The following is a 24,298-nucleotide window of genomic DNA, read 5'->3' as shown; positions in this document are numbered from 1 at the left end:
CCGGATGAGACCAGAACCCCCACATCACGAGAATGCGGAGTTTGCAGAGATGAACATGCTGGAAACGGAAGAACTCGAGAACATCGAAGAGTTGCGCGAAGAGATCGACCGGTTGGACGCCGAGATCCTCGCCGCGGTGAAGCGACGAGCCGAAGTATCACAGGCGATCGGCAAGGTGCGGATGGCGTCCGGCGGCACCCGGTTGGTGCACAGCCGCGAGATGAAGGTCATCGAGCGCTACAGCGAGCTCGGTCCGGACGGCAAGGATCTGGCAATGCTGTTGCTGCGACTGGGCAGGGGCCGGCTCGGCCACTAGCGGCGCGCCCGGGGACCTGGCTGGTGCCCCAACGCCGCATTAGGGTCGAGCCATGACCTCCCTGCGAACGATCCCCGACATCACCGCCACCCCGGCGTGGGAAGCCCTACGCAGGCATCACGAACAAATCGGACAAACCCACCTTCGCCAGTTCTTCGCCGAAGATCCCGATCGCGGCCGCGACCTCACCGTCACGGTCGGCGACCTCTACATCGACTACAGCAAGCACCGCATCACCCGGGAAACGCTGCGGCTGCTCCTCGATCTGGCCCGCGCGGCCCGCCTCGAGGAGCATCGAGACCAGATGTTTTCCGGTGCACACATCAACACCTCCGAGGATCGCGCGGTATTGCACACCGCGCTGCGGCTGCCCCGCGACGCCGAGCTTGTCGTGGATGGCCAAAACGTAGTCGAGGACGTGCACTCCGTACTGGATGCGATGGGCGACTTCACCGATCGGCTGCGCAGCGGCGAATGGACCGGAGCCACCGGGAAACGGATCAAGACGGTCGTCAACATCGGCATCGGCGGCTCGGACCTGGGCCCGGTGATGGTGTATCAGGCCTTGCGCCACTACGTGGACGCCGGTATTTCGGCGCGCTTCGTGTCCAACGTCGACCCCGCGGACCTGATCGCGAAATTGGCCGATTTAGACCCTGCCACAACGCTTTTCATCGTTGCATCCAAGACCTTCTCCACCCTGGAGACGCTGACCAATGCGACCGCCGCGCGCCGCTGGCTGACGGGCGCCCTCGGCGACGCCGCGGTGTCAAAGCATTTCGTGGCCGTCTCCACCAACAAACGCTTGGTCGACGACTTCGGCATCAACACCGACAACATGTTCGGGTTCTGGGACTGGGTCGGTGGCCGCTATTCGGTCGATTCGGCGATCGGCCTGTCGCTGATGGCCACCATCGGCCGACAGGCTTTCGCTGATTTTCTGTCCGGATTCCACATCGTTGACCGGCATTTCAAGACCGCGCCGCTGGAGTCCAACGCTCCCGCGCTGCTCGGCCTCATCGGTTTGTGGTACTCCAACTTCATGGGCGCGCAATCGCGCGCCGTGCTGCCGTATTCCAACGACCTGGCGCGTTTCGCGGCCTATCTGCAACAGCTCACCATGGAATCCAACGGCAAGTCGACCCGCGCCGACGGCACGCCGGTCACCACCGACACCGGTGAAATCTATTGGGGCGAACCGGGAACCAATGGCCAGCACGCCTTCTATCAACTGCTGCACCAGGGCACTCGCCTGGTGCCGGCCGACTTCATCGGCTTCAGCCAGCCGCTCGACGACCTACCCACGGTCGAAGGCACCGGCAGCATGCACGACCTGTTGATGAGCAACTTCTTCGCCCAGACCCAGGTGCTGGCGTTCGGCAAGACCGCCGAAGAAATCGCCGCCGAGGGCACACCCGCCGACGTCGTGCCGCACAAGGTCATGCCCGGCAACCGGCCGTCGACCTCGATCCTGGCGGACCGGCTCACACCATCGGTGCTCGGTCAGCTGATCGCACTCTACGAGCATCAGGTGTTCACCGAGGGCGTGATCTGGGGAATCGACTCGTTCGACCAATGGGGCGTGGAGCTGGGCAAGACGCAGGCCAAGGCGCTGCTCCCGGTGATCACCGGCGATGGCTCCCCTGAGCCGCAGTCGGACAGCTCGACCGACGCACTGGTCCGCCGCTACCGCACCGAACGGGGCCGCACCAGCTGAGAATCGTTCGCGCGAGTGTGAATCTCACGACGCGACACGCCGTGAAACCGTCGTCAGATTCACACTCGACGGGCTTTAGGCGAATCGCTTGGTCAGTGGGGGCGGCAGCACCCGGATGAGTTGCACCAGCGGCGCCCACGGCCACCGCGGCACGACGGCCCGGCCCGGCTCGCGCTCGATGGCGTCGACCAGTGCCTTGACGCCAGTTTCGTTGTCCACCATCAGCATTGTGCTGGCCGACTTGGCCGTCATCTCAGATTCGATGTAGCCGGGTTCGATCGCCGTCACCTTGATGGGCCCTTTGGCGTACTCGGCGCGCAGCGATTCGCCCAACGAGGTCAGTCCGGCTTTGCTAGCGCAGTAGGCGGCTTTGACGCCGGGCACGCCCTTATTGCCCAGCACCGAGGAGATGAGCACCAGATGCCCCGATCCGCTCTTGGCGAACATCTCCAGCGCGGTTTCGATCTGCACCAGCGCCGCGACCAGGTTGGTCTCGATGGTCGCTTTGTTCGCCCACAGCTTGCCCGACCCGAGCTTGGCGCCCTTGCCGATTCCGGCGTTGACGATGATGCGGTCGATGCCGCCGAGCTCATCGCTGAGTTCGGCGAATACCTTGGGCACCTGTTCGTGGTCGTTGACGTCCAATGCGGCGACCGCGATCTTGATGCCCGGATACTGTTGGGCCAGTTCGTCTTTCAGCTCGTCAAGCCGGTCGGTGCGCCGGGCGCACAGGGCCAGGTCACGACCCTTGGCCGCGAAGGATCGCGCCATCCCGGCGCCCAGGCCGGAACTGGCGCCGGTGATGAGAATCTTCTGGCGAGTCACCCGGGCAGCATATCGAGCGGGATCGGCTCGCAGTCGGGCGACTACTTGAGCAGCCGTGACAAGCGCCGGTCCGCCAGCACCTTGCCGCCCGTCTGGCAGGTCGGGCAGTACTGAAAAGACTTGTCCGCGAACGACACTTCGCGCACGGTGTCGCCGCACACCGGACACGGCAACCCCGTTCGCGCGTGCACCCGCAATCCGGAGCGCTTCTCCCCTTTAAGCGTGGCCGCCCCCTGGCCGACGGACCGGGCCACCGCGTCGGTCAACACCGACACCATCGCGTCGTGCAATGCGGTGAGCTGCTCGCTCGTGAGCTTCCCGGCCGTGGCGAACGGCGAGATCTTGGCGACATGCAGGATTTCGTCGCTGTAGGCGTTGCCGATACCGGCGATCACCTTCTGGTCGGTGATGACGGTTTTGATCCGGCCGGTGTTGCCGGCCAACAACCCGGCGAGGTCCTCGGTGCCCAGCTCCAGCGCGTCGGGGCCGAGCGCGGCGATGCCCGGCACCTGCCGCGGGTCGTCGACGAGCCACACCGCCAGCCGCTTCTGGGTCCCGGCCTCGGTGAGGTCGAATCCCGGTGCGCTACCGGGGTCGCCGAGGTGCACCCGCAGCGCGATCGGCCCTTTGCCTGGCCGTAGGGGCGCCGCGGCCAGTTTGTCGGACCATCGCAGCCACCCCGCGCGCGACAGATGGGTGATCAAGAACAACTCGTCGACCTGCAGGCCCAAGTACTTGCCCCACCGCCCGGCCCCGGCAACGGCCCGGCCGTGCAGCGCGGAAGTCGGCGGGTCAAAGGTTTTCAGCACCGACAACGCCGCGACATCGACGCGGCCCACCGTCAAACCGACGGCATGGCGGCGCAGATGGTCGGCCAGCGCTTCGACCTCGGGAAGTTCGGGCACGCGTCAAGTCTGCCAGCCGGAGGCCCGCAGCAAATAGGTGTCCATGATCCAGCCGTGCCGCGCCCGGGCTTCGGCTCGCAGCTCGGCGATGCGCGCCCCGACTTCACCGACGGTGCCGGCGATCAGCAGTTCGTCCCCTGTGCCGAGGTAGGCGCCCCACCAGATGGCGGTGTCAGGCGGGCATTGGAGAAACGAGCACTCGGCGTCGAGCATCACCACCGCCGCGCCGGACAAACCGTGGGTGCGCAGCTGCCTGCCGGTGGTGATCAGAACCGGTTCGCCGACGTCGTTGAGCGGGATGCGGTGCCGGGCCGTCAGCGCCTGCACCGCGGTGATTCCCGGAATGACGTCGAAGGTGAAGTCCACCTCGGCCGCGACCGCGCCGAGGATGCGCAGCGTGCTGTCATACAGCGACGGATCGCCCCAGGCCAGGAAGGCCCCTACACCGTCGGGCCCCAGCTCGGTGCGGATGGCCGTCGCCCAGATCCGGGTGCGTGCCGCGTGCCATTCGGATACCGCGTCCCGGTAGTCGGTATCGGTCGACCGTTTCGGATCGGCCAGCTCGACGAAGCGATAATCCGGCTCGCGGATGAACCGGGCGCAGATCTGCCGCCGCAGCGCAACCAGGTCGCTTTTCGCTTCGCCCTTGTCCATCGCGAAGAACACCTGGGTGTCGTTGAGCGCCTCGATCGCCTGAATGGTCAGGTAGTCCGGGTTTCCGGCGCCGATGCCGATCACGTGAAGATGCCGACCCACGACGCCAGTCAACCGAATCGAAACCCGAAGGGCCTAGTCGAGACCTCGAGTACCCGGTACCATGGGTACCGTCTGAAACCCCAACGAAGGGATCAGCATGACCTCAGCGGTGAAGCCGGCCGGGCCAAGTCGTGAAGAGTTCTCCGATCGTCTGCTGAAGGGCTCCATCAAAAAGTCCTACGAGCCCGTCGTCGACATCGACTGGGACGCCCCGCTGGACCCGGACAAGTTCTATCTGCCGCCCCGGCTGGTGTCGCTGTACGGCACGCCGATGTGGGACGAGATGACCCGCGAACAACAAATCGAGCTGTCCCGCCAGGAACTGGTCAACACGCTGTCGGCCGGGATCTGGTTCGAGAACATGCTCAACCAGGCGCTGCTGCGCACCATCCTGCACGAGGACCCGACCAGCCGGTCCACGCACTACAAGCTGACCGAGCTGGGCGACGAGACCCGCCACATGGTCATGTTCGGCAAGGCCATCGAACGCATCGGCGCCAAACCGGTACGCCCGCGATGGGTGCACCGGATCGTCATCAACGCATTGCCGCTGGCGTTCCAGCGCGGCTCGATGCTGTGGGTCGCCGCGCTGATCGGGGAGGAAATCTTCGACTCGCTGCAGCGGCAGATGATGGACGACCCGGAGCTGCAGCCAATCATCCAGCGGCTCATGCGAATTCACGTCACCGAAGAGGCGCGGCATATCCAGTTCGCGCGTGACGGCGCACGCAAACGGGTGCAGGAGATGCCCCGGATCAACAAGTGGTTCATGGCCAACATCAACGGGCTCGGTGGTTACTTCTTCCGTTACCTGTTCAGCAATCCGGTTCCGTATGCGCGGGCGGGCCTAGACGCCAAGCGGGCGCGCGCGACCGCACGCAGCAGCCCGCACCGCTACGAAATGCAGGTCGCCGGGTTCGCTCCGCTCGCGGCGTTTTTGACCGAGGTCGGCCTGATGGGACCGATCGCGCGCCGCGCCTGGAAGCGCACCAGGTTTCTGTGAGCCGAACGCGCGTCGTCATCGTCGGCGCCGGAGTTCGCGGCCGGTGCGCCGCAACGGAATTGCTAGCGGCGGGAATCACGGACATCGTGATGCTGGACTGCGCACCGGACACACCGCATGACTGGCCGGCACCCCTGGACGGGCTGCTGCTTTCCGGTCGCGAGGTCGTGGGTTCAGTGTTCGACGACGACACCCACACCTGGGAGTTGCGAACGACCTGCGGCGAGATCTTCCACGGCGGCATCGTCATCGCGGCCCACGAACCGGGATACGTCCCGTGGATACCCGAGCTCGCCGGTCGCGACGAGTTCCGGGGAACGTCTTTTCATGTGGCGCAATGGGATTCCGGGTTCGATCCCCGCGGCAAACGCATCGCGATCGTCGGCACCGACGCCACCGCGGGTCATCGCATCGGGGAGTTGATCGCAACGGCAGCCTCGGTCACCGTTTTCGCATACCCGCCGCGCCGGATGGTCGACGGGATGCCGTGGCCGACAACGCGAGTCAAGCGGTGGCTACGCCGCCGTGCCAGGCCCGCGCTGGTGAAATCGGCGGTCGGCGCGATCACCCCGTCGGGCATCCGGACCAGCGACGGCGCCGAACACCGCGCCGACGCCATCATCTACGGCACCGGTTTCGCGGTCCCCGATCGGGACACCATTACGGCGCTGGTCGGCACCGGCGGGTTGACCATCCGGCAGGCGTGGCACGACGGCATGGAGCCCTTCCAGGGCGTCGCCGTTCACGGCTTCCCGAACTACTTCTTCGTCGCCGGCCCCGATGCCGCCGCGCAGGCGCGCTACGTCGCCGAGTGCGTACGACTCATGAAGCACTCCGCCAGCACCCGCATCGAAGTGCTTCGCAGCAGCCAGCAGGTGTTCAACGAGCGCGTCCATCTCGCACCCGCGCCACCTTTCCCGGTGGTGTCGGCGTTCGACCTGTCGTCGGGCGCCGGCGACGACGAGACCTACGACGGCGCGGCGACGCTGACGATCGCCGGCACCAGCCATCCGGTCCGCGTCCGCCTGACCGGCCACCTGGACCCGATCGACGGCCATTACCACTGGCAGGGGACGGTTTTCAGTTCTTCGGCGGAATCGTTGCCGGTCGAGGCCCTCAAGGCGCGCAGCGTGACGGTGACGGTGGGCGAGCGCAGCGCGGCCGCGCGCATCGTGGAACGGACACCGTGGGGCACTCACTCGGTCGCCGGGGTGGGCGCTCCGCCGTACCCGCACTAGCTGCGATCGTGGGGTTTACAAGCTTTTACGCATGGGTAAACCGCAAAGTCTGAACTGACTCAAACGGGGGGTCGGCCGCCTCGATAGGCGGCTCCGCGGGGACTGTGCTGCGGCAGGCGGCGGGACAAAGAGAATGTTTGGCGTGGTGGCAGGCGATGCTTCGCACGGGTGGGGTCGGGGGGCGGATCCCACTCGCGTGCGCCCCGCTGCCTGGTCCTGGGCCGGTCGTTTGCCCACCACGCCAAGAGCGCAGGGAACCCGAGCTCGATCGGGACACACCCGTTCGCACCTGACTTGCTCACGGATCACAGTCGGTGAAAATAGACCCGGGCGTCGAAAGGGGTGGGTGCGGTGAGTGCGGAAGCTGAGTCTCCGAACTCGCTGACGGTTGCGGCGCGGGCAGAAAAGTCGGTGGCGGTGCTGACCGTCGAGGGAGTACTCGACGCCGGCAACTCCGCGCCGCTGCGCGACAGCATTACGAAGGCCACGCTCGACAAGCCTTCCGCCGTCGTCGTCGACATCACCGCACTTCGGGTGCCCGAGGAATCGGCCCTGTCGGCATTCATCGGCGCGCGCTGGCAGCTCGAGGCCCAGCCCGAGGTCCCCGTCGTGCTGGTGTGCGCGCATCGCGCGACCCGCGAGGCGGTCACCCGCAGCGGGGTTGCGTCCTTCATGCCGGTGTACTCGACCGAGAAGGCGGCAATGAAAGCGCTCGATCGGCTCACCCGTCTCCCGCTCCGGCGCGCCGATGCCGAGCTGCCAGCGAACCTGACCAGCCTGCGCGAATCGCGCCGGCTGGTTCGGGAGTGGCTCACCGCGTGGTCACAATCCAAGCTCATCCCGGTCGCGTTGGTGGTTGTCAACGTGTTCGTCGAGAACGTGCTGGAACACACCGGCAGCGTCCCGCTGATGCGGATCGAGACCGACGGCGCGACGGCAACCATCGCGGTGTCCGACGACAGCACCACGCCAGCCCTGCGGCTGCCGTCGCCGGACCAGGGAATCGACGTGTCGGGCCTGGCCATCGTCGACGCGTTGTCGCGCGCGTGGGGCAGCACGCCCACCGCGACCGGCAAGACGGTGTGGGCGGTCATCGGCCCCGAAAATCAGCTCTAGGCGACCTCGTCGCGCCTTGTCCGTGGACCCGAGCGCGGGTAGAACTAGAACACGTTCTAATGTCGTGTGACGGTCCTCTCACGGAAGGCGGATGACGTGCGGTTTACCTACGCGGAGGCGATGACGGACTTTAGGTACTACATCCCCCTGGCCAAGGCGGCCGAAGCGGCCGGCTACCACGCCATGACGATCGCCGACAGCATCGCGTACCCGTTCGAATCCGACTCCAAGTACCCCTACACACCCGACGGCAATCGGGAGTTTCTGGATGGCAAGGAGTTCATCGAGACCTTTGTGTTGACGTCGGCCTTGGGCGCGGTGACGTCGACCCTGCGGTTCAACTTCTTCGTCCTCAAGCTGCCTATCCGGCCGCCGGCGCTGGTGGCCAAACAAATCGGGTCGCTGGCCGCGATGACCGACAACCGGGTGGGCTTCGGCGTGGGCACCAGCCCGTGGCCCGAGGACTACGAGTTGCTCGGAGTCCCATTCGCCAAGCGCGGCAAGCGAATGGACGAATGCATCGAGATCATCCAGGGCCTCACCACCGGTGAGTACTTCGAATTCCACGGCGAGTTCTACGACATCCCCAAGACCAAGATGACGCCGGCGCCCACCAAACCAATCCCGATCCTGATCGGCGGGCACGCCGACGCGGCGCTGCGGCGCGCGGCACGCCTGGACGGCTGGATGCACGGCGGGGGCGACCCCGAGGAACTCGACCATCTACTGGCCAAGCTCAAGAAGTTCCGCGAAGAAGCGGGCAAGACCGGGCCGTTCGAGATTCACGTGATCTCGGTCGACGGCTTCACCGTGGACGGGGTCAAGCGGCTCCAGGACAAGGGCGTTACCGACGTCATCGTCGGCTTCCGAATCCCCTACATCATGGGCAAGGACACCGAACCGCTGGACACCAAGATCCGCAACCTGGAGATGTTCGCCGAGAACGTGATCGCGAAAGTCTAGCCTTCACAGGGGATCCCACTTCGGGGCCCGCTTTTCCATGTGCGCTTTGGCGGCCTCGAGCGGATTGTTGGTGAAACCGGACAGGATCTGGGTTCGGTTCTCCAGTTCGATGGCATGCCGCAAGCTGGGCGCGTCCAGCGCCGCGTTGAGCCCAATCTTGGTCTGCCACACGCCATAAGCGTTGTTTTCGGCGATCGAGCGGGCCAGCTTCAGCGCCGCGGGCATCAGGTCGTCCGGCCCCACGACTTCGTGCACCAGTTTGATGCGATACGCCTCGGCGGCGTCGATGATGCGGCCGGTGAGCATCAGCTCCCGCGCGACTCCGGCGCCGACGATTTTCGGCAGCAGGTAGCTGGTGCCCATGTCCATCGACGAGAAGCCGGCCTTGATGAACACCGAGCCGAATCTCGCCTGCTCGGAAGCGACCCGGATATCGCTGACCAACGCGAACGCCAGCCCACCCCCGACGGCCACGCCGTTCACGGCCGCGATCACCGGGACGTCGAGCTCGTAGAGCCGCGTGAACAGATTGGCCAGCCGGACCTGTGAGTCGTAGTTGACCTTGAACGGCGGGGTCGACGGGCTCGCGGGCTTGGTCCATGCCTGGCCGGTGCCGCTCAGATCGGCGCCGGCGCAGAATCCGCGTCCGGCGCCGGTAAGGATCGCGACGCGAAATTCGCCGCCGCTGAGGACATCCAGGGCATGGTCCACGCCGTCGATGAGCGATCCGTCGATGGCGTTCAGGCGTTCCGGCCGGTTCAGGGTGATGCAGGCGATATTGTCGTCGAGCGTTTCCAGTTCTACTGCTGACATATCCAAACCGTATGCGACATGGTTCTTTACCGGCGAGGCCTACCCTGGTTTCGCCGTCGCGTCGAAGGAGCAACCATGGCACGAACAGAAGGCGACACGTGGGACTTGGCCAATAGTGTCGGAGCGACCGCGACCATGGTCGCCGCCGCCCGGGCCGCCGCGACCAAACGCCCGCGCCCGGTGATCGATGACCCGTTCGCCGAGCCGCTGGTGCGTGCGGTCGGTATCGATGTCTTCACCCGCATCGCGGCCGGCGAGATGGATGCCATCGAGGCCGAGGGCGGGGTTGGGTTCCCGAGGATGGTCGACACGTTCGCAGCTCGTGCCCGCTTCTATGACGACTATTTCGCCGACGCCGGCGAGGCGGGCGTGCGCCAGGTCGTCATCGTCGCGTCCGGCTTGGATGCCCGGCCGTATCGGCTCGCGTGGCCGGCGGGGACGACGGTGTATGAGATCGATCAGCCGGAGGTGATCGAGTTCAAGGCGGCGACGCTGTCTCGGCTCAACGCCGCTCCCACCGCCGAGCACCGCGCGGTCGGCATCGATCTCCGGGAGGATTGGCCCGCGGCGCTGCGGCAGGCCGGCCACGACCCCACCGCGCCCACAGCCTGGCTCGCCGAGGGGGTGCTCATCGGCTTCCTGCCGCCCGAGGCCGAAGTTCGGTTGCTCGACAACATCATTGGGCTCAGCGCCACGGGCAGCAGGTTCGCCGCGGACTACGGGCAGGTCGCCGGATCGTCGGAGGAGGCGCAGGAGCACTCGCGGCGCGCGACCGAGGGCTGGCGACGGCAGGGCCTCGACATGGACATCGCGGCCCTGACCTATCCCGGTGAGCACACCGACGTCGCCGCGCACCTGCGCGCCGACGGGTGGGATGCGACGACAGCCACCCTCGCCGAGCTCTTCGCCGCCGCCGGCCTGCCGAAACTAGAGGAGTCCGAGCACGGCGCGGCGGCCACGCTCAGCTTCATGCGGGCGGTCAAGGCCTAGCGGCGCAGCAGTCCTCAGCCGCGCTTGGCCAGCCACTCGGCCTGCATCACCAACAGCGCCATGACCTCCAGCTGCGGGGTGTCGGGGTCGAGCTCGCGGTAGCGCTGATAGACGTTGACGACGACGCGCTCGGCGTCCAGCCACGTCGCGTACTCGCCGAGGTCGATGGTGTCGGCGGCCTCGGACCACGACATGCCCTTGCAATAAGCGGACTCGGCCTGCTGGGCGACGTGCGCGAGATAGCCACGGACGGCGCGGATTCCATCGGGATCGGTGACCGGCCCGTGGCCGGGCACCACGATGGGCGCGTCCATCGCGATCATCACGTCGCAGGCCCTGATCCAGTTGGCGATGGGGCCGGCCCACACGATCGGGGTGCAGCCGATGAACAGCAAATCGCCGCCGAAAAGCACCCCGGCGTCAGGCACGTGCACCACCGAATCCGCGACGGTGTGAGCCGGACCCAGGTTCAGCAGATTGACCTCGCGGCCGCCGACCTCGATGGTCAGGTCGCCCTCGAACGTCTGGTCGGCGTTGCGCAACTTGATGCCGCTGAAGTCGAAGTGCCCGAAGCGGTCTCGTGTGTACGGCGTCGCAATCGGGCCCAGGTTGGCGGTCTGCGCCATGGCCAGCATCTCGGGCGCCATCCCGTGTGCGATCTCATCGGCCGTGCCCCGGGCGGCGATGATCCGCACCGATTCGTCGAGCAACTGATTGCCGTGCGTGTGGTCGCCGTTGGAATGCGTGATCAAGGCGTCGGAGATGGGCGCTCGATCGGTGATGGGCCGCATCGCGTCGAGCATTTCGCGGGTCAGTGCCAGGTCGAACAGGGTGTCGACGAGCAGTGACGCGCCGTCGCCGGCCACCAGCCCGGCGTTGCTCCAGCCGTAGCCGCCGTCGGGCAGGGTCCAGGCCCAGACGCGTTCGGCGACCTCGTGCAGCCCGCGGGTGTAGGGCACCCGCGCGGGCGCCCGGTTGACCCGGGGCGCAGCGGGTTTGGCGTCGGGGTTGGGACGGGCGGGCAGCGGGTGCGGCGCGGCGCTGGCACGGACAGTTTGCCGGGTCTCCCCGAGCCCCTTGACCTTCAGGGTCACGACGTCGCCGTCATGCAGCCAGCCGGGGAAGGATTCGAGTGCCGTCGGGTTGAGGTGTTCGACCAGCGTGCAGGTGGGCACCGTGCCGGAGCCGATGACGTCACCGGGACGCAGCGTCACCCCGCGGGACACGTAGGAAATGACTTCACCGAAGCTCCAATCCATTTGGGCGGTGGACCCGGAGCCGATCACCGTATCGTTCACCAGGGCACTCACCTGCAGATCGAGCTTGCCGTCGCGGCGGTATCCCTCGAGCTCGTCGGGCGTCACAAGATAGGGGCCCAGGGTGACACCGCTGTCCTTGCCCTTGCCCTGCCCGATCGCGAGTTGGCTTTCCAGCTGCTGCAGGTCTCGGGCCGACCAGTCGTTGAAGATGGTGTAGCCGATGATGGCCCGTTCAGCCTGCTCGACGGTCATGTCCTTGCCGCCGGTGCCGATGACCGCCGCGATCTCCAATTCGAAGTCCTGCCAAGCACTTCCGGGCGCGCTCGGTGCGTCGTCGTAGGGACCCAAAACCGTTGCCGGGCAGGCGAAGTAGAACGCCGGGATGCGGTACCAGGTGTCGGCGAGGACCCGGCCGGCGCCCAGCGCGGCCTGGCAGTTGCGCATGTGATCCAGAAAGCACAGCGAGTCGCGGATCGAGGGTGGGCGCGGGATGGGTGCCGCCAAGGTCACGGCCGCGAGTTGCACCACGGCCGCTGGTGAACGCTGCACGTCCTCGCCGGCTTGTCGCAGCCCGTCGGCGCCGCGCCCGATCAGCTCCAGCAGCGTCACGCCAGGCGGCATCGCGTGGATCGCGTCGCCGGAAAGGACCCCGGTGCGCTCACCGTCGGCACCCCGATACGTCACCCATTTCATTCGCGCACCACCTCATCTGGTTTCTTGTCCGGCCGAAGCCCACGCCAACTCGATTGGCGCAGCCGGTTATCCGGTGTCCACTCGCTGTAGCGCACCTCGCCGACCAGGACCGGCTCGACGTACGTCACTCCCCGCGCTTCGCTCCGGGGAAGCGGCGGGTCGAAGGGCGATTCGTCGGTGTGCAACGGCGCCAACGTCTTCTTCAGGTTCGCCAGGTCGCGTTCGGTGAAGCCGGTGCCGACCTTGCCCGCGAAGTGCAAACCGCCGTCACTGGGGATACCCATCAGCAGCGAGCCGATGCCGCTGCTGCGCCCGCCCTCCCCGGCCTTCCAGCCGCCGATGACGACTTCCTGGGTGTTCCAGTTCTTGTCCTTGATCCAAGACGCCGAACGCCGGCCCGGCTGATAGGTGGAGTCCCGTTTCTTCCCGACCACACCCTCCCACCCGTGCTTGCGTGAGTGCTCGAGGGCCTGGGCGCCGTCACCGGGCAGGAGGTCGGGAACGATCAGATCGCCCGTGCTGGCAAGGATTTCCAGCAGCTTTCGCCGGTCTTGGTAGCGCGCCCGCAGCAGCGAGCGGCCGTCGAGGTAGAGCAGGTCGAACGCCCAGTACTCGACGCGGGAACCGCGGCCCCGGTTCTGCATCCCGTGGAAGCTGGGCACCCCGGCCTCGTCCAGGATGACGGCCTCGCCGTCCAGCACCACGTGATGATCGGCCAGATCGGCGGCAAGCGAACGTAATTCGGGATATTCCTTGGTGACTTCGCGGCCGCGTCGGGACCGTATCCGCAGGTCGCCGTGGTCGACCTCCACCAGGAGCCGGTAGCCGTCCCATTTGCCTTCGAAAGCCCACTGGCCGGCCGTGCGGGCGGCCACCGAACCCTCCGAGGCGAGCATCGGGGTGATGGCGTCGAAGTCGAAGACCTTCTGGTCCTTCATCCGGTGCGCCAGCCACTGGTCGCCGTTGGTTTGAATCAGCGCGTAGCGCCCGGAGATCCGGTTGCCGTGCAGGTTGACGATGACCTCGTCGTCGAGAAACTTCTCGGCCTCATATGTTCCGGCATCCCAGATCACCACCTTGCCGGCGCCGTACTCGCCTTTGGGGATATTGCCCTCGAATGAGCCGTATTCCAGCGGATGATCCTCGGTATGCACCGCCAGGTGGTTGACCGACGGTGTCTCGGGCAGGTTTTTCGGCACCGCCCACGACACCAGCACGCCGTCTCGCTCCAGCCGGAAGTCGTAGTGCAGCCGGCGGGCGTGATGCTCCTGAATGACAAACGAATTGCCCTGGCCGGTAACGGGTTTCCCAGCCGGCACCGGCTCGGGAGTCTTCGACGCGTCCCGCATGCTGCGGTATTTACTCAGCCGGTCACTGACGGGGGAGTCGGCATCGAGGGCCTCCAGCAGGTCGCCGTCGCGGGCCACGCGGTCGAGCACCTCGTCGTAGCGCAGTTGGCCCACGGAGGGGTCCTCGAGTTCCTGCCACGTGCGCGGCGCCGCGACCGTCGGATGTTCGCGCCCGCGCAGCGAGTAGGGCGCGATGGTGGTTTTCGCGCCGTTGTTCTGGCTCCAATCCAGGAACACTTTGCCGGCCCGCAGGCTCTTGGTCATCGTCGACGTGACCAACTTGGGCATCGTCTTCTCCAGTTGCTGCGCAACGCGTTTGGCCAGCACCGAAGCGCCTCTGCTGCTGACCGGCTCGGCCAGCGGCGTGTAGAGGTGCAGTCCCTTGCTGCCGCTGGTGAGCGGGAACGTGGTGAGCCCGATGTCGGCGATCAGATCCCGCACCGCATGCGCCACTTCACACAGTTGGGCCATCGTCACGCCCTCGCCAGGATCGAGGTCGAACACCAGTCGTGTCGCCGGGCCGGGCTTGAGCTCTTCGGCCTTGCTTCGGGTCCACTCGGCGACGAACCGCCACTGCGGCACGTGCACCTCCAGTGCCGCCTGTTGCGCGATCCACGCCAGCCCGTCGGGGCTGTCGATGATCGGATACGTCGTCGTTCCGGACCGGTGCGTCACGCTGGCGCGCGGCAACCAGTCGGGCGCCGACGACGCGAGCTGTTTCTCGAAGAACGAGTCCTGCTCGACGCCGTTGGGCCAGCGCTTGCGGGTTGCCGGGCGCCCGGCGATGTGCGGCAGCATCACCTCGGTGATGCGGGTGTAGTAGTCGAAGACGTCGGCCTTCGTGGTTCCGGTGGCGGGGTATAGCACCTTGTCGGCATTGGTCAGCTTGACCCGCGCCTGCGCACCCATGTTTTCAACGTACGTCTTCGGCGGCTTGGGTCGGTACCGTCGAGATTGTGGTTTCGCTGAGCAGCGCCACCCTGGGACAACTGTCGATCCCGACGCCGTCCTATGACCGTGACCGCGTGCAGGTCGGCATCGCGCACATCGGCGTCGGCGGCTTTCACCGGGCGCATCAGGCGATGTACATCGATAGCTTGCTGCGGCAGGGTCTGGCACAGGAGTGGGGCATCTGCGGAATCGGGCTGCTGCCGGACGACCGCCGAATGAGGGACGTGCTGCGCGCCCAGGATGGCCTGTACACGCTGATCCTCGAGCACCCCGACGGCAGCCGCGACGCGCGGGTGATCGGCTCGATCGTCGACTACCGCTATGCGCCCGACGACCCGCAGGCGACGATCGAGTTGCTGGCCGCGCCGACGACCCGGGTCATCTCGATGACCATCACCGAGGGCGGCTACCGGGCAAGGGACCCCGATTCGGTTTTCGGGCTGATCGTCGAGGCCCTGGCGCGCCGCTGTGACCGCGGCATCGCCGCGCCGACGATCGTGTCGTGCGACAACATCGAAACCAACGGGGACGTCGCGCGCCGAGCCGTCGTCGCCCATGCCGAATTGCTGCGGCCGGGCTTGGCCGATTGGATCGCGGAGACAACTCGGTTCCCGTGCTCGATGGTGGACCGCATCACGCCGGTCACGACGCCCGACATCATCGCCGCGGTAGAACGCGACTACGGCGTCGCCGACCGGTGGCCGGTGGTGGCCGAGGAGTTCGCCGCCTGGGTCCTCGAGGACGACTTTGCCGACGGCAGACCGCCGTTGGACGAGGCGGGTGTCCTGCTCGTCGACGATGTGGCACCGTACGAGTCGATGAAGCTGCGGCTGCTCAATGCCGGTCATCAGTGCCTGTGCTATTTCGCGTGGCTGTGCGGCTACCGCATGGTCCACGACGCGGCTCGTGACCCGTTGTTCGCCGAGTTCCTGCTCGCCTACTTTGATTCCGAAGCCATTCCGACACTGCGCCCGGTGCCCGGCATCGATCTGTGCGCCTACACCCGGGCGCTCATCGAGCGCTTCGCCAACCCGGGACTGCGTGACACCGTGGCGCGGCTGTGCGCCTACTCCTCGGATCGCATCCCGACCTGGCTGCTGCCGGTGGTCCGCGACAACCTGCGCAGCGACGGGCCGATCCGGCTGGCGGCGGCGGCGGTCGCAAGCTGGGCCCGCTACGCCGAGGCGGTCGACGAAAGTGGCGAGCCGATAGAGGTTGTCGACCAACTAGCCGAATCGCTGGTCCCACTGGCACGGTCGCAGCGGGAGCATCCGACGGCGTTCATCGAAAACACCTCTCTCTTCGCGGATTTGTCGCGCGAGCCACGGTTCGTGGCCGCATACCGGTGGGCCCTGGATTCGTTGCACCGCGACGGGGCGCGAGCGACGCTGCAGGCGTTGGTGCGATGACTCGTGGGTTGGTGATCGGCGAAGCGTTGATCGACACCGTCGGTGGGGCCGAGCATGTCGGCGGCAGCCCGCTCAACGTCGCCGTCGGCTTGGCCAGGCTCGGGCGCGACGTCGATTTCCTGACCCACATCGGCGACGACGAAGCTGGCCGGCGCATCGTTGATTACGTCGAAACCTCAGGCGCACACCTTGTTTCGGGAAGCGACTCGGCTTCCCGGACGCCGACCTCGGTGGCGACGATCGCCGACGACGGGTCGGCCGACTACACGTTCGATTTGGAATGGCAGCTTTCCGGAACGCCCGAAGTCGGGCCGCCGCTGTTGGTCCACACCGGCTCGATCGCCGCCGTGCGCGAGCCGGGGTGCTTGGCGGTCGCGGCGCTGCTCGACACCTATCGCGTGTCGGCGACGGTCACGTTCGACCCAAATGTCCGTCCTTCATTGATCGTGGACCGGGACCTGGCGCGCGAACGGATCGTGCATCTGGTCGAACGCAGCGACATCGTCAAGGCCAGTGAGGACGACCTGCGCTGGGTCGATCCCGAGCACGAGCCCGAATGGACCGCCCGGACCTGGCTGGCGGCCGGACCCGCGATCGTCGCGGTGACGATGGGCGACCGGGGTGCGCTGGCGTTGTGTTCCCATGGCCAGGCGCAAGCGGCCGCCCGGTCCGTTCGGGTGGTCGACACCGTTGGCGCCGGCGATGCCTTCATGGTGGGGCTGCTCGACACCCTCTGGGAATTGAACCTGTTGGGCGCCGACCGGCGCGCCGCGCTCGGCCGAATCGGGCTGGACGCGCTCACCGCCGCGCTGGAGGCGGCGACCCTGTCGGCGGCGCTGACCGTCGCACGGGCCGGCGCCGATTTGCCCGACAGGGCGGCCCTGCGGGCGCAATCCCCCTTCCCTCCTGGCCGTTCCCGCTAGAAATCCCGCGCTGCGGGCCCGCCGCCCTGTTTTGCTACGGGTGGTATGGGCATACTGACTGCATGCGTTCCATCTGGAAGGGTTCGATCGCGTTCGGGCTGGTGAACGTTCCGGTCAAGGTGTACAGCGCCACCGAGGACCACGACATCAAGTTCCATCAAGTGCACGCAAAGGACAACGGCCGCATCCGGTATCAACGAGTGTGCGAGCTGGACGGCGAGGTCGTGGAATACCGTGACATAGCGCGCGCATTTGAATCCGACGACGGCCAAATGGTGGTCATCACCGACGAGGACCTCTCCACCTTGCCCGAAGAACGAAGCCGCGAAATCGAAGTGCTGGAGTTCGTCCCGGCCAGCGATGTCGATCCGATGCTGTTCGACCGCAGCTACTTCCTGGAGCCGGATTCGAAGTCGTCCAAATCCTATGTGCTGCTGGCGAAGACACTCGCCGAGACCGATCGGATGGCGATCGTTCACTTCACGCTGCGCAACAAGACCCGTCTGGCGGCGTTGCGCGTCAAGGACTTCGGCAAGCGCGACGTGATGGTGATTCACACATTGCTGTGGCCCGACGAGATCCGGGATCCCGACTTCCCGGTGCTGGACAAGAAGGTCGACGTCAAGCCAGCGGAGCTCAAGATGGCGGGGCAGGTGGTGGAGTCGATGGCCGAGGAGTTCAACCCGGACCGCTACCACGACGACTACCAGGAACAGCTGCATGAACTGGTCCAGGCGAAACTCGAAGGCGGCGAAGCGTTTACCACGGAGGAGCAGCAGCCCAAGGACCTGGACGAGGCCGAAGACGTCTCCGACCTGCTCGCCAAGCTGGAGGCCAGCGTGAAGGCGCGCTCCGGCGACGGCCAGGGGGCCGCCAAGAAGGCGTCCGCCAAGAAGGCGTCCGCCAAGAAGGGGTCGGCGAAGAAGACGTCCGCGAAGAAAGCACCGGCGAAGAAGACGACGGCGAAGAAGACAACCGCCAAGAAGGCTCCCTCAAAGGCGGCGTCGAAGTCCTGAACCCTCAACGCCGCCGAGTTGCGACGAAGCGGAACGCCGCGGCCAGGATATTGATAACCGCCACGATGACGATGAGCGTCAACGCCGCGCCCCAGATTCGCAGGTAACCCGAATGCTGCGGGTTGGTGAGTTCGGTGTAGATCAACAGCGGTAGCGATGCCATGTTGCCGTTGAAGATGTCCACGTTGATGGAGCGGCTGTATCCGACCAGCACCAGCACCGGCGCGGTTTCGCCGATGACCCGCGCGACGGCGAGCAAGACGCCGGACAAAATTCCCGGCATCGCGATCGGAAAGACAATCCGCACAATGGTTTTCCACTTGGGGACACCCAACGCATAGCTGGCTTCTCGCAGCTCGTCAGGCACCAGCCGCAGCATTTCCTCGGTGGAACGCACCACAACCGGCAACATCAGCAACACCAACGCCAACGACACGGCGAACGCGCTCTGCGGGAATCCCAGGGTCGCGATCCACAGGCTGAAAATGAACAGCGCCGCCACGATCGAGGGAACGCCGGCCAGCACATCGACCATGAATGTGGTCACCCGCGCCAACCAGCCGGAACTGTATTCCACGAGGAACACGGCAGTCATCAAGCCGAGCGGCACGGCAAGCACGGCCGCCACCCCGGCCTGCGCCAGCGTCCCATACAGCGCGTGGTAGACGCCTCCGGCGAATTGCTCCGGCTGCACGCCGTGCAGGGAGTGGGTCCACCAGCCCGACCGTGTTACCGCGTACCAGCCCCGCGCGATCACCACCGACAGCAGCCACACCAGCGGCACCAGAGCGATGGCGAACGAAGCGAGGAAGAACGTTGTCGCGGCATAGTTTTTGAGTCGCCGTTTGGCGCTGAGCGGGCGAAACACCACGGCCTTCACCGGCCGGTTGAGGGTCTCCACGGTCATGCGTTGACCTTCCCGCCGGCGATCGCGCGGGCCGCCGCGTTGACCACGAACGTCAGGATGAACAGCGCGAATCCCGCCGCGATGTAGGCACCGGTTGGCAGCGGCTCGCTGAATTCGGATGCGGCCGAGGCGATCTTGGAAGCGAACGTGTAACCACCGTCGAACAGCGACCAGTTTCCCGGCCGCGCGGCCGAGCGCAAGATGATCAGCACCGCCACGGTTTCGCCCAGCGCACGACCCAGGCCCAGCATCGACGCCGCGATGACACCGCTACGCCCGAACGGCAGCACGGTCATCCGCACCACCTCCCACTTGGTCGCCCCGAGCGCCTGCGCCGCCTCGATCTGGATCCGTGGCGTCTGCCGGAACACCTCGCGCGATACCGAGCTGACGATCGGCAGGATCATCACCGAGAGCACGATGCCGGCCGTGAAAATGGTGCCGCCGCCGGCCAGGGAAACGTTGCCGTGCTTGAACAAGAACAACCAGCCCAGGTTGCGATTGAGATAGGCCGCGACGGGCTCAAGCTTGGGCGCCAGCACGAAGATGCCCCATAACCCGAAGATGATCGACGGCACCGCGGCCAGCAGGTCGACGATCGCCCCGAACGGACGCGACAACCGTTTCGGCGCGTATTGGGTGAGAAACACCGCGATCCCGACGGCGATGGGCACCGCCAAGACCAGAGCGAAGACCGAACTGAGCACCGTGACCATCAACAAGTCGCGGATACCGAACGCCAGGTGCTGCGCGTGGACGGTGTCGAAGGTTGCGCTGGTGAAGAAGTTCGCGTGGTTGGCGCGCAGCGAGGGAATGGCACGAATCAACAGGAATATCGCGATCAGCGCGATCGCGGCGACGATCGTCGAGCCCGCGGCGGCGGCGACGGACTGGAACAGCCGGTCGCCGCGCCGCGCCTTCCGCGGATCGATCGCCGCCAGCGCAGGTTTCGCCCCCAGGGGCGTGGCAAGTGTTTCTCGGGCCATCAATCCCCGATCACGCGATGGCGTTGACCGAAGCCGACAACCGCGACTTGAACGCGTCCGGGATCGGAATATATCCGTTGTCCCCCAAGCCATTCTGTCCGCCGCCGATGGTGCTCTGCAGGAACGCCTTCACGGCCGTACCGACCTGGGGGTCGGGATACTTGGAGCAGACAATCTCATAGGTCGCCAGCACGATCGGATAGGAGCCGGGCTGCGTCGGCTTGTAGAACGAGAGCGTGTCGAGCACCAAGTCGTTGCCCTGACCTTTGATCGTGGCCCCGGCGATCGTCTTGCCGACCGAGTCGGTGCTGATGGCTACCGCATCCGGACCCGCCGACGTGACGATCTTCGCCATGTTCAGTTTTTGCGCCGTGGCGAAGGACCATTCGTTGTAGGTGATCGACCCTTCGGTGGCCTTGATTGCCGCCGAGGTGCCGTCGTTGCCCTTGGCGCCCTCGCCGATACCGCCGTTGAACGTCTTTCCGGCGCCCTTGCCCCACACGCCGTTGGACGCGGCATCGAGGTACTTCTGGAAGTTGTCGGTGGTCCCGGACTGGTCGTTGCGGAACACGACGTGAATCGGCTCGGCGGGCAGGTTGACGCCGGCGTTCAGACCGGCAATCGCGGGATCGTTCCAGCTGGTGATGGCGCCGTTGAAGATCCTCGCCGCCGTCGGCCCGTCCAGGCTCAGCGAAGCCAGGCCCTTGACGTTGTAGGTGATCGCGATCGGGCCGAACACCACCGGCAGGTTCCACGCCGGCGAGCCGCAGCGCTGCTGCGCGGCGGCGTATTCGCCCGGCGCCAGCGGTGAGTCCGACCCACCGAAATCGGTTTGATTGCCGTTGAATTCGCTGATCCCCGCGCCCGAGCCATTGGCCGTGTAGTTCAGCGTCTGCCCCGGGCAGGTCTGTTCGAATGCGTTGACGAAGCGGGTCATGGCATTGGCCTGAGCCGTCGACCCGCTGGCCTTCAGCGTCTTCTTCCCGCCGCAGGCCACATTCGCCGATGACGTGCCGCTTGTAGAGCTTCCGCCGGTGGCATTGTTGTCACTGCCGCACGCCGACAACATCAGCGCGCCGACGGTCAGAATGCTCAGCGCAGCGCCAAATCGATTGGGCTTCAATTCAGTTCCTTCAGAAGAGTAACGGTTGTGTCGATCGCCGCCCCTCTGAGCCGCGGGCAGCCGACCTGCTGTCTTCCTCGCAGCCATGAAGCTAACAGTAACAAGGTTAACGTTCGGCGAATTTTGCTAGCCGTCATCGTTGGCACCGCCGGTAACGGGAATTTCAGCCAGTCGGCGTCGGCCGCCCAACGGTCAACGTGGCCGCCGTCACACCCACAGCGCCCGTATGTCAAACTAGAACCTGTTTCAGAAATGCCGCTATCCGAGACGGCGCGGCTTGCTACCGTCTCATCCGATAACTCAAAAAGAGAGGCCGCAATGATCCTTGACAGGTTCCGTCTCGATGACAAAGTCGCCGTCATCACTGGTGGCGGCCGTGGCCTCGGCGCGGCCATGGCCCTGGCTTTTGCCGAAGCCGGCGCCGATGTCCTCATCGCCTCGCGAACGCAATCTCAACTAGATGCCGTCGCAGAACAGGTCCGCGCCACCGGTCGGCGGGCGCACACCGTGGCCGCCGATCTGGCCCATCCCGAGGCGACCGCGCAGCTGGCCGGTGAGGCCGTCGAGGCGTTCGGGAAACTCGACATCGTCGTCAACAATGTCGGCGGGACGATGCCCAACACGTTGCTGACCACCCCGACCAAGGACCTCAAGGACGCATTCACGTTCAACGTCGCCACCGCGCACGCTCTGACGGTCGCGGCGGTGCCGTTGATGCTCGAGCACTCCGGGGGCGGCAGCATCATCAACATCACCTCGACCATGGGCCGGCTGGCCGGACGTGGCTTCGCCGCCTACGGCACCGCCAAGGCGGCGCTGTCGCACTACACCCGGCTGGCCGCGCTGGACCTGTGCCCGCGCATCCGGGTCAACGCCATCGCGCCGGGATCGATTCTGACCTCCGCGCTGGATGTGGTGGCCTCCAACGACGAGCTGCGCGAGCCGATGGAGAAGGTGACGCCGATGCGCCGCCTCGGCGATCCCGTCGACATTGCCGCTGCGGCAGTGTATTTGGCTTCACCGGCCGGCAGCTTCCTGACCGGCAAGACGCTGGAGGTCGACGGCGGCCTCACCTTCCCGAACCTCGACATTCCCGTCCCGGACCTGTGAGGAGCCACTGATGGCCATACCAGTCGTTCAATTGGGCACCGGCAACGTCGGCATCCACGCGCTGCGCGCCCTGATCACCAACCCCGAGTTCGAGCTCACCGGTGTCTGGGTCTCATCGGATGCCAAGGCGGGCAAGGACGCGGCAGAGCTTGCCGGACTTGCGGATTCGACCGGCGTGTTAGCCAGCACCGATCTGGACGCGGTGCTCGCTACCGGGCCGCAATGTGCGGTCTACAACGCGCTGGCCGACAACCGGCTGCCCGAGGCGCTGGAGGACTACCGGCGCGTCCTGGCGGCCGGTATCAACATCGTCGGCAGCGGCCCGGTGTTTTTGCAATACCCGTGGCAGGTGATTCCCGAGGATCTCATCAAACCCTTGGAAGACGCAGCGCGCGAAGGGAATTCGAGCCTGTACGTCAACGGGATCGACCCGGGCTTCGCAAACGATCTGCTGCCATTGGCATTGGCCGGGACCTGTCAGAACATTCAGCAGATTCGCTGCATGGAGATCGTCGACTACGCCACCTACGACAGCGCCGCGGTGATGTTCGACGTCATGGGATTCGGCAAGCCGATGGACGACATCCCCATGCTGCTGCAGCCCGGCGTGCTGAGCTTGGCGTGGGGATCGGTGATCCGGCAATTGGCTGCGGGCCTGGGCGTTTCGCTCGACGAGGTCACCCAGAAGTACGTTCGCGAACCGGCGCCCGAAGACTTCGACATCGCATCGGGACACATTCCCAAAGGCAGCGCCGCCGCGCTGCGCTTCGAGGTGTTCGGAATGGTCAACGGCGAGCCCGTCGTCGTCGTGGAACACGTCACCCGATTGCGGGAGGATTTGTGCCCCGACTGGCCGCAGCCGGCCCAGGAAGGCGGTTCCTACCGCATCGAGGTCACCGGCGAACCGTCCTACGCAATGGACATCTGCCTGAGCAGCCCCAACGGCGATCACAACCACGCGGGACTGGTCGCCACCGCGATGCGGGTCGTCAACGCGATCCCGGCGGTGGTGGCCGCGCCGCCCGGCATCGTGACGACGCTCGACCTGCCTCTGATCGCCGGCCGGGGCCTATACGTTCCGGGGTGATGCCCACCATTAACAATTAGCCAAGTGTTCGGCTAGCCTCACTTTTATATTCGGGTAACGAAATGAGGGTCGATCCGTTGGCGCAAGGCACCCAGGCCTCGCTCAAGACGAGCTGGTATTTGCTCGGGCCGGCGTTCGTCGCCGCCATCGCCTACGTCGATCCCGGAAACGTCGCGGCCAACGTCAGCGCCGGCACCCAGTTCGGCTACCTCCTGCTGTGGGTCATCGTCGCCGCCAATGTGATGGCCGGGCTGGTGCAGTATCTGTCGGCGAAACTCGGGCTGGTGACCGGACGTTCGCTGCCCGAGGCGATCGGCACGCAGATGAGCCGTCCGCTCCGGCTCACTTTCTGGGCGCAAGCCGAAATCGTCGCAATGGCAACCGATGTGGCCGAAGTAATCGGTGGCGCAATAGCTTTGCGCATCCTGTTCGGTTTGCCGCTACCGCTCGGCGGGGTGATCACCGGAGTTATTTCGCTGCTGCTGCTGACAATCAGGGATCGCCGCGGGCAGCTTCTGTTCGAACGCATCATCACCGGCTTGCTGCTCGTTATCGCCGTCGGATTCGCGGCCAGTTTCTTCGTGGCCACGCCACCGCCCGAAGCCGTCATCAACGGATTGGTGCCTCGTTTCCACGGCACCGAAAGCGTGCTGTTGGCCGCGGCGATCTTGGGCGCCACCGTGATGCCGCACGCGGTGTACCTGCACTCGGGTCTGGCGCTGGACCGGCACGGGCATCCCGAGGCGGGGCCGCGGCGGCGCGGGGGGGGGGGGGGGGCCCGGGGGGGGGGGGGGGGGGGGGGGGGGGGGGGGGGGGGGGGAGCCGGGGTGGGGGGGGTGGGCG

21 protein-coding genes and 3 pseudogenes are annotated in these 24,298 nt (G+C 66.2%); 13 read left to right on the top strand and 11 right to left on the bottom strand.

Going from position 1 to position 24,298, the window contains the following annotated elements; translation table 11 throughout:
- Positions 1 to 4 precede the first annotated feature (4 nt).
- Positions 5 to 316 carry a chorismate mutase gene (locus A5747_RS23935; protein WP_076128926.1) on the top strand — a complete coding sequence of 104 codons (312 nt, stop codon included), beginning with the start codon at positions 5 to 7 and terminating at the stop codon, positions 314 to 316.
- 52 nt (positions 317 to 368) lie between these two features.
- Positions 369 to 2,033, top strand: coding sequence for a glucose-6-phosphate isomerase (gene pgi, locus A5747_RS23930; protein WP_076128924.1), 1,665 nt, complete (start codon positions 369 to 371; stop codon positions 2,031 to 2,033).
- A gap of 75 nt (positions 2,034 to 2,108) precedes the next feature.
- On the opposite strand, the gene A5747_RS23925 is transcribed toward pgi, so the two are convergent.
- From A5747_RS23925 to cobF, 4 genes and pseudogenes are all read right to left on the bottom strand, one after another.
- Positions 2,109 to 2,858, bottom strand: a complete 750-nt coding sequence (locus A5747_RS23925) for an SDR family oxidoreductase (RefSeq protein WP_076128922.1) — start codon at positions 2,856 to 2,858, stop codon at positions 2,109 to 2,111.
- Between the two features lie 41 nt (positions 2,859 to 2,899).
- A complete protein-coding gene (locus A5747_RS25620) occupies positions 2,900 to 3,367 on the bottom strand; it encodes a zinc finger domain-containing protein (protein ID WP_233148135.1) in 468 nt (155 codons plus the stop codon).
- Between the two features lie 153 nt (positions 3,368 to 3,520).
- Positions 3,521 to 3,763, bottom strand: a pseudogene (locus A5747_RS25615) (DNA-formamidopyrimidine glycosylase family protein); the annotation flags it as partial.
- Between the two features lie 3 nt (positions 3,764 to 3,766).
- Positions 3,767 to 4,519, bottom strand: a complete 753-nt coding sequence (cobF, locus tag A5747_RS23915) for a precorrin-6A synthase (deacetylating) (RefSeq protein WP_076128918.1) — start codon at positions 4,517 to 4,519, stop codon at positions 3,767 to 3,769.
- 97 nt (positions 4,520 to 4,616) lie between these two features.
- Between cobF and A5747_RS23910 the strand changes: the two are divergent.
- Positions 4,617 to 5,411 (top strand): annotated as a pseudogene (locus tag A5747_RS23910) (diiron oxygenase); the annotation flags it as partial.
- Positions 5,412 to 5,461: 50 nt separating this feature from the next.
- Here A5747_RS23910 and A5747_RS25845 read toward each other — a convergent pair.
- Positions 5,462 to 5,530: pseudogene (locus A5747_RS25845) on the bottom strand (hypothetical protein); the annotation flags it as partial.
- Between A5747_RS25845 and A5747_RS23905 the strand changes: the two are divergent.
- The 3 genes from A5747_RS23905 (at position 5,519) to A5747_RS23895 (ending at position 8,839) form a co-directional block, all read left to right on the top strand.
- The gene (locus A5747_RS23905) at positions 5,519 to 6,760 is read left to right on the top strand and encodes a DUF4873 domain-containing protein (RefSeq protein WP_233148134.1); all 1,242 of its coding nucleotides are present in this window, start codon (positions 5,519 to 5,521) and stop codon (positions 6,758 to 6,760) included. The pseudogene A5747_RS25845 and the gene A5747_RS23905 overlap by 12 nt on opposite strands.
- 342 nt (positions 6,761 to 7,102) lie before the next feature.
- On the top strand, positions 7,103 to 7,876 hold the full coding sequence (locus A5747_RS23900; RefSeq protein ID WP_142245716.1) for an STAS domain-containing protein: 774 nt from the start codon (positions 7,103 to 7,105) through the stop codon (positions 7,874 to 7,876).
- Positions 7,877 to 7,972: 96 nt separating this feature from the next.
- Positions 7,973 to 8,839 (top strand): LLM class flavin-dependent oxidoreductase, encoded by an 867-nt coding sequence (locus tag A5747_RS23895; RefSeq protein ID WP_076128913.1) that lies wholly within the window; start codon positions 7,973 to 7,975, stop codon positions 8,837 to 8,839.
- A gap of 3 nt (positions 8,840 to 8,842) precedes the next feature.
- Here the strand turns inward: A5747_RS23895 and A5747_RS23890 are convergent, their stop codons facing one another.
- Positions 8,843 to 9,652, bottom strand: a complete 810-nt coding sequence (locus A5747_RS23890; RefSeq protein ID WP_076128911.1) for an enoyl-CoA hydratase/isomerase family protein — start codon at positions 9,650 to 9,652, stop codon at positions 8,843 to 8,845.
- A 75-nt stretch (positions 9,653 to 9,727) separates the two neighbouring features.
- Between A5747_RS23890 and A5747_RS23885 the strand changes: the two genes are divergently transcribed.
- Entirely contained in the window at positions 9,728 to 10,642 is a 915-nt protein-coding gene (locus A5747_RS23885; protein WP_076128909.1) for an SAM-dependent methyltransferase, read from the top strand.
- 14 nt (positions 10,643 to 10,656) lie between these two features.
- On the opposite strand, the gene A5747_RS23880 is transcribed toward A5747_RS23885, so the two are convergent.
- Positions 10,657 to 12,594, bottom strand: coding sequence for a fumarylacetoacetate hydrolase family protein (locus A5747_RS23880; RefSeq protein ID WP_076128907.1), 1,938 nt, complete (start codon positions 12,592 to 12,594; stop codon positions 10,657 to 10,659).
- Positions 12,591 to 14,852: an ATP-dependent DNA ligase gene (locus A5747_RS23875; protein ID WP_076128905.1), complete on the bottom strand. Its 2,262-nt coding sequence runs from the start codon at positions 14,850 to 14,852 to the stop codon at positions 12,591 to 12,593. Before A5747_RS23875 ends, A5747_RS23880 begins: the two co-directional genes overlap by 4 nt.
- A gap of 47 nt (positions 14,853 to 14,899) precedes the next feature.
- Here A5747_RS23875 and A5747_RS23870 point away from each other — a divergent pair, with 47 nt between their 5' ends.
- The 3 genes from A5747_RS23870 to A5747_RS23860 all read left to right on the top strand — a co-directional run bounded on the left by A5747_RS23870 (position 14,900) and on the right by A5747_RS23860 (position 18,242).
- Positions 14,900 to 16,303 carry a mannitol dehydrogenase family protein gene (locus A5747_RS23870; protein WP_233148133.1) on the top strand — a complete coding sequence of 468 codons (1,404 nt, stop codon included), beginning with the start codon at positions 14,900 to 14,902 and terminating at the stop codon, positions 16,301 to 16,303.
- Entirely contained in the window at positions 16,300 to 17,226 is a 927-nt protein-coding gene (locus tag A5747_RS23865; protein WP_076128901.1) for a carbohydrate kinase, read from the top strand. Before A5747_RS23870 ends, A5747_RS23865 begins: the two co-directional genes overlap by 4 nt.
- 62 nt (positions 17,227 to 17,288) lie before the next feature.
- The gene (locus A5747_RS23860) at positions 17,289 to 18,242 is read left to right on the top strand and encodes a Ku protein (RefSeq protein WP_076128899.1); all 954 of its coding nucleotides are present in this window, start codon (positions 17,289 to 17,291) and stop codon (positions 18,240 to 18,242) included.
- 4 nt (positions 18,243 to 18,246) lie between these two features.
- Here the strand turns inward: A5747_RS23860 and pstA are convergent, their stop codons facing one another.
- The 3 genes from pstA to pstS are packed head-to-tail and all read right to left on the bottom strand — an operon-like array spanning position 18,247 to position 21,258.
- Positions 18,247 to 19,149 (bottom strand): phosphate ABC transporter permease PstA, encoded by a 903-nt coding sequence (gene pstA, locus A5747_RS23855; RefSeq protein ID WP_076128896.1) that lies wholly within the window; start codon positions 19,147 to 19,149, stop codon positions 18,247 to 18,249.
- Positions 19,146 to 20,135, bottom strand: coding sequence for a phosphate ABC transporter permease subunit PstC (gene pstC / locus A5747_RS23850; RefSeq protein WP_076128894.1), 990 nt, complete (start codon positions 20,133 to 20,135; stop codon positions 19,146 to 19,148). Before pstC ends, pstA begins: the two co-directional genes overlap by 4 nt.
- A 10-nt stretch (positions 20,136 to 20,145) precedes the next feature.
- On the bottom strand, positions 20,146 to 21,258 hold the full coding sequence (pstS, locus tag A5747_RS23845; RefSeq protein WP_076128892.1) for a phosphate ABC transporter substrate-binding protein PstS: 1,113 nt from the start codon (positions 21,256 to 21,258) through the stop codon (positions 20,146 to 20,148).
- Between the two features lie 318 nt (positions 21,259 to 21,576).
- On the opposite strand from pstS, the gene A5747_RS23840 reads away from it, so the two are divergent.
- The 3 genes from A5747_RS23840 to A5747_RS23830 all read left to right on the top strand — a co-directional run.
- A complete protein-coding gene (locus A5747_RS23840) occupies positions 21,577 to 22,368 on the top strand; it encodes an SDR family oxidoreductase (protein WP_076118347.1) in 792 nt (263 codons plus the stop codon).
- A 10-nt stretch (positions 22,369 to 22,378) separates the two neighbouring features.
- Positions 22,379 to 23,455 carry a diacylglycerol kinase gene (locus A5747_RS23835; RefSeq protein WP_076128890.1) on the top strand — a complete coding sequence of 359 codons (1,077 nt, stop codon included), beginning with the start codon at positions 22,379 to 22,381 and terminating at the stop codon, positions 23,453 to 23,455.
- 62 nt (positions 23,456 to 23,517) lie between these two features.
- On the top strand, positions 23,518 to 24,298 hold a 781-nt coding region (locus A5747_RS23830; protein ID WP_198938251.1), incomplete at its 3' end, for an Nramp family divalent metal transporter.

Origin of the sequence: Mycobacterium sp. IS-836 (genome assembly GCF_001954275.1) — a bacterium.
Classification (GTDB): domain Bacteria; phylum Actinomycetota; class Actinomycetes; order Mycobacteriales; family Mycobacteriaceae; genus Mycobacterium.
The sequence above is the reverse complement of the archived record's forward strand: the minus strand, read 5'-3'. Positions and strand labels throughout refer to the sequence as shown.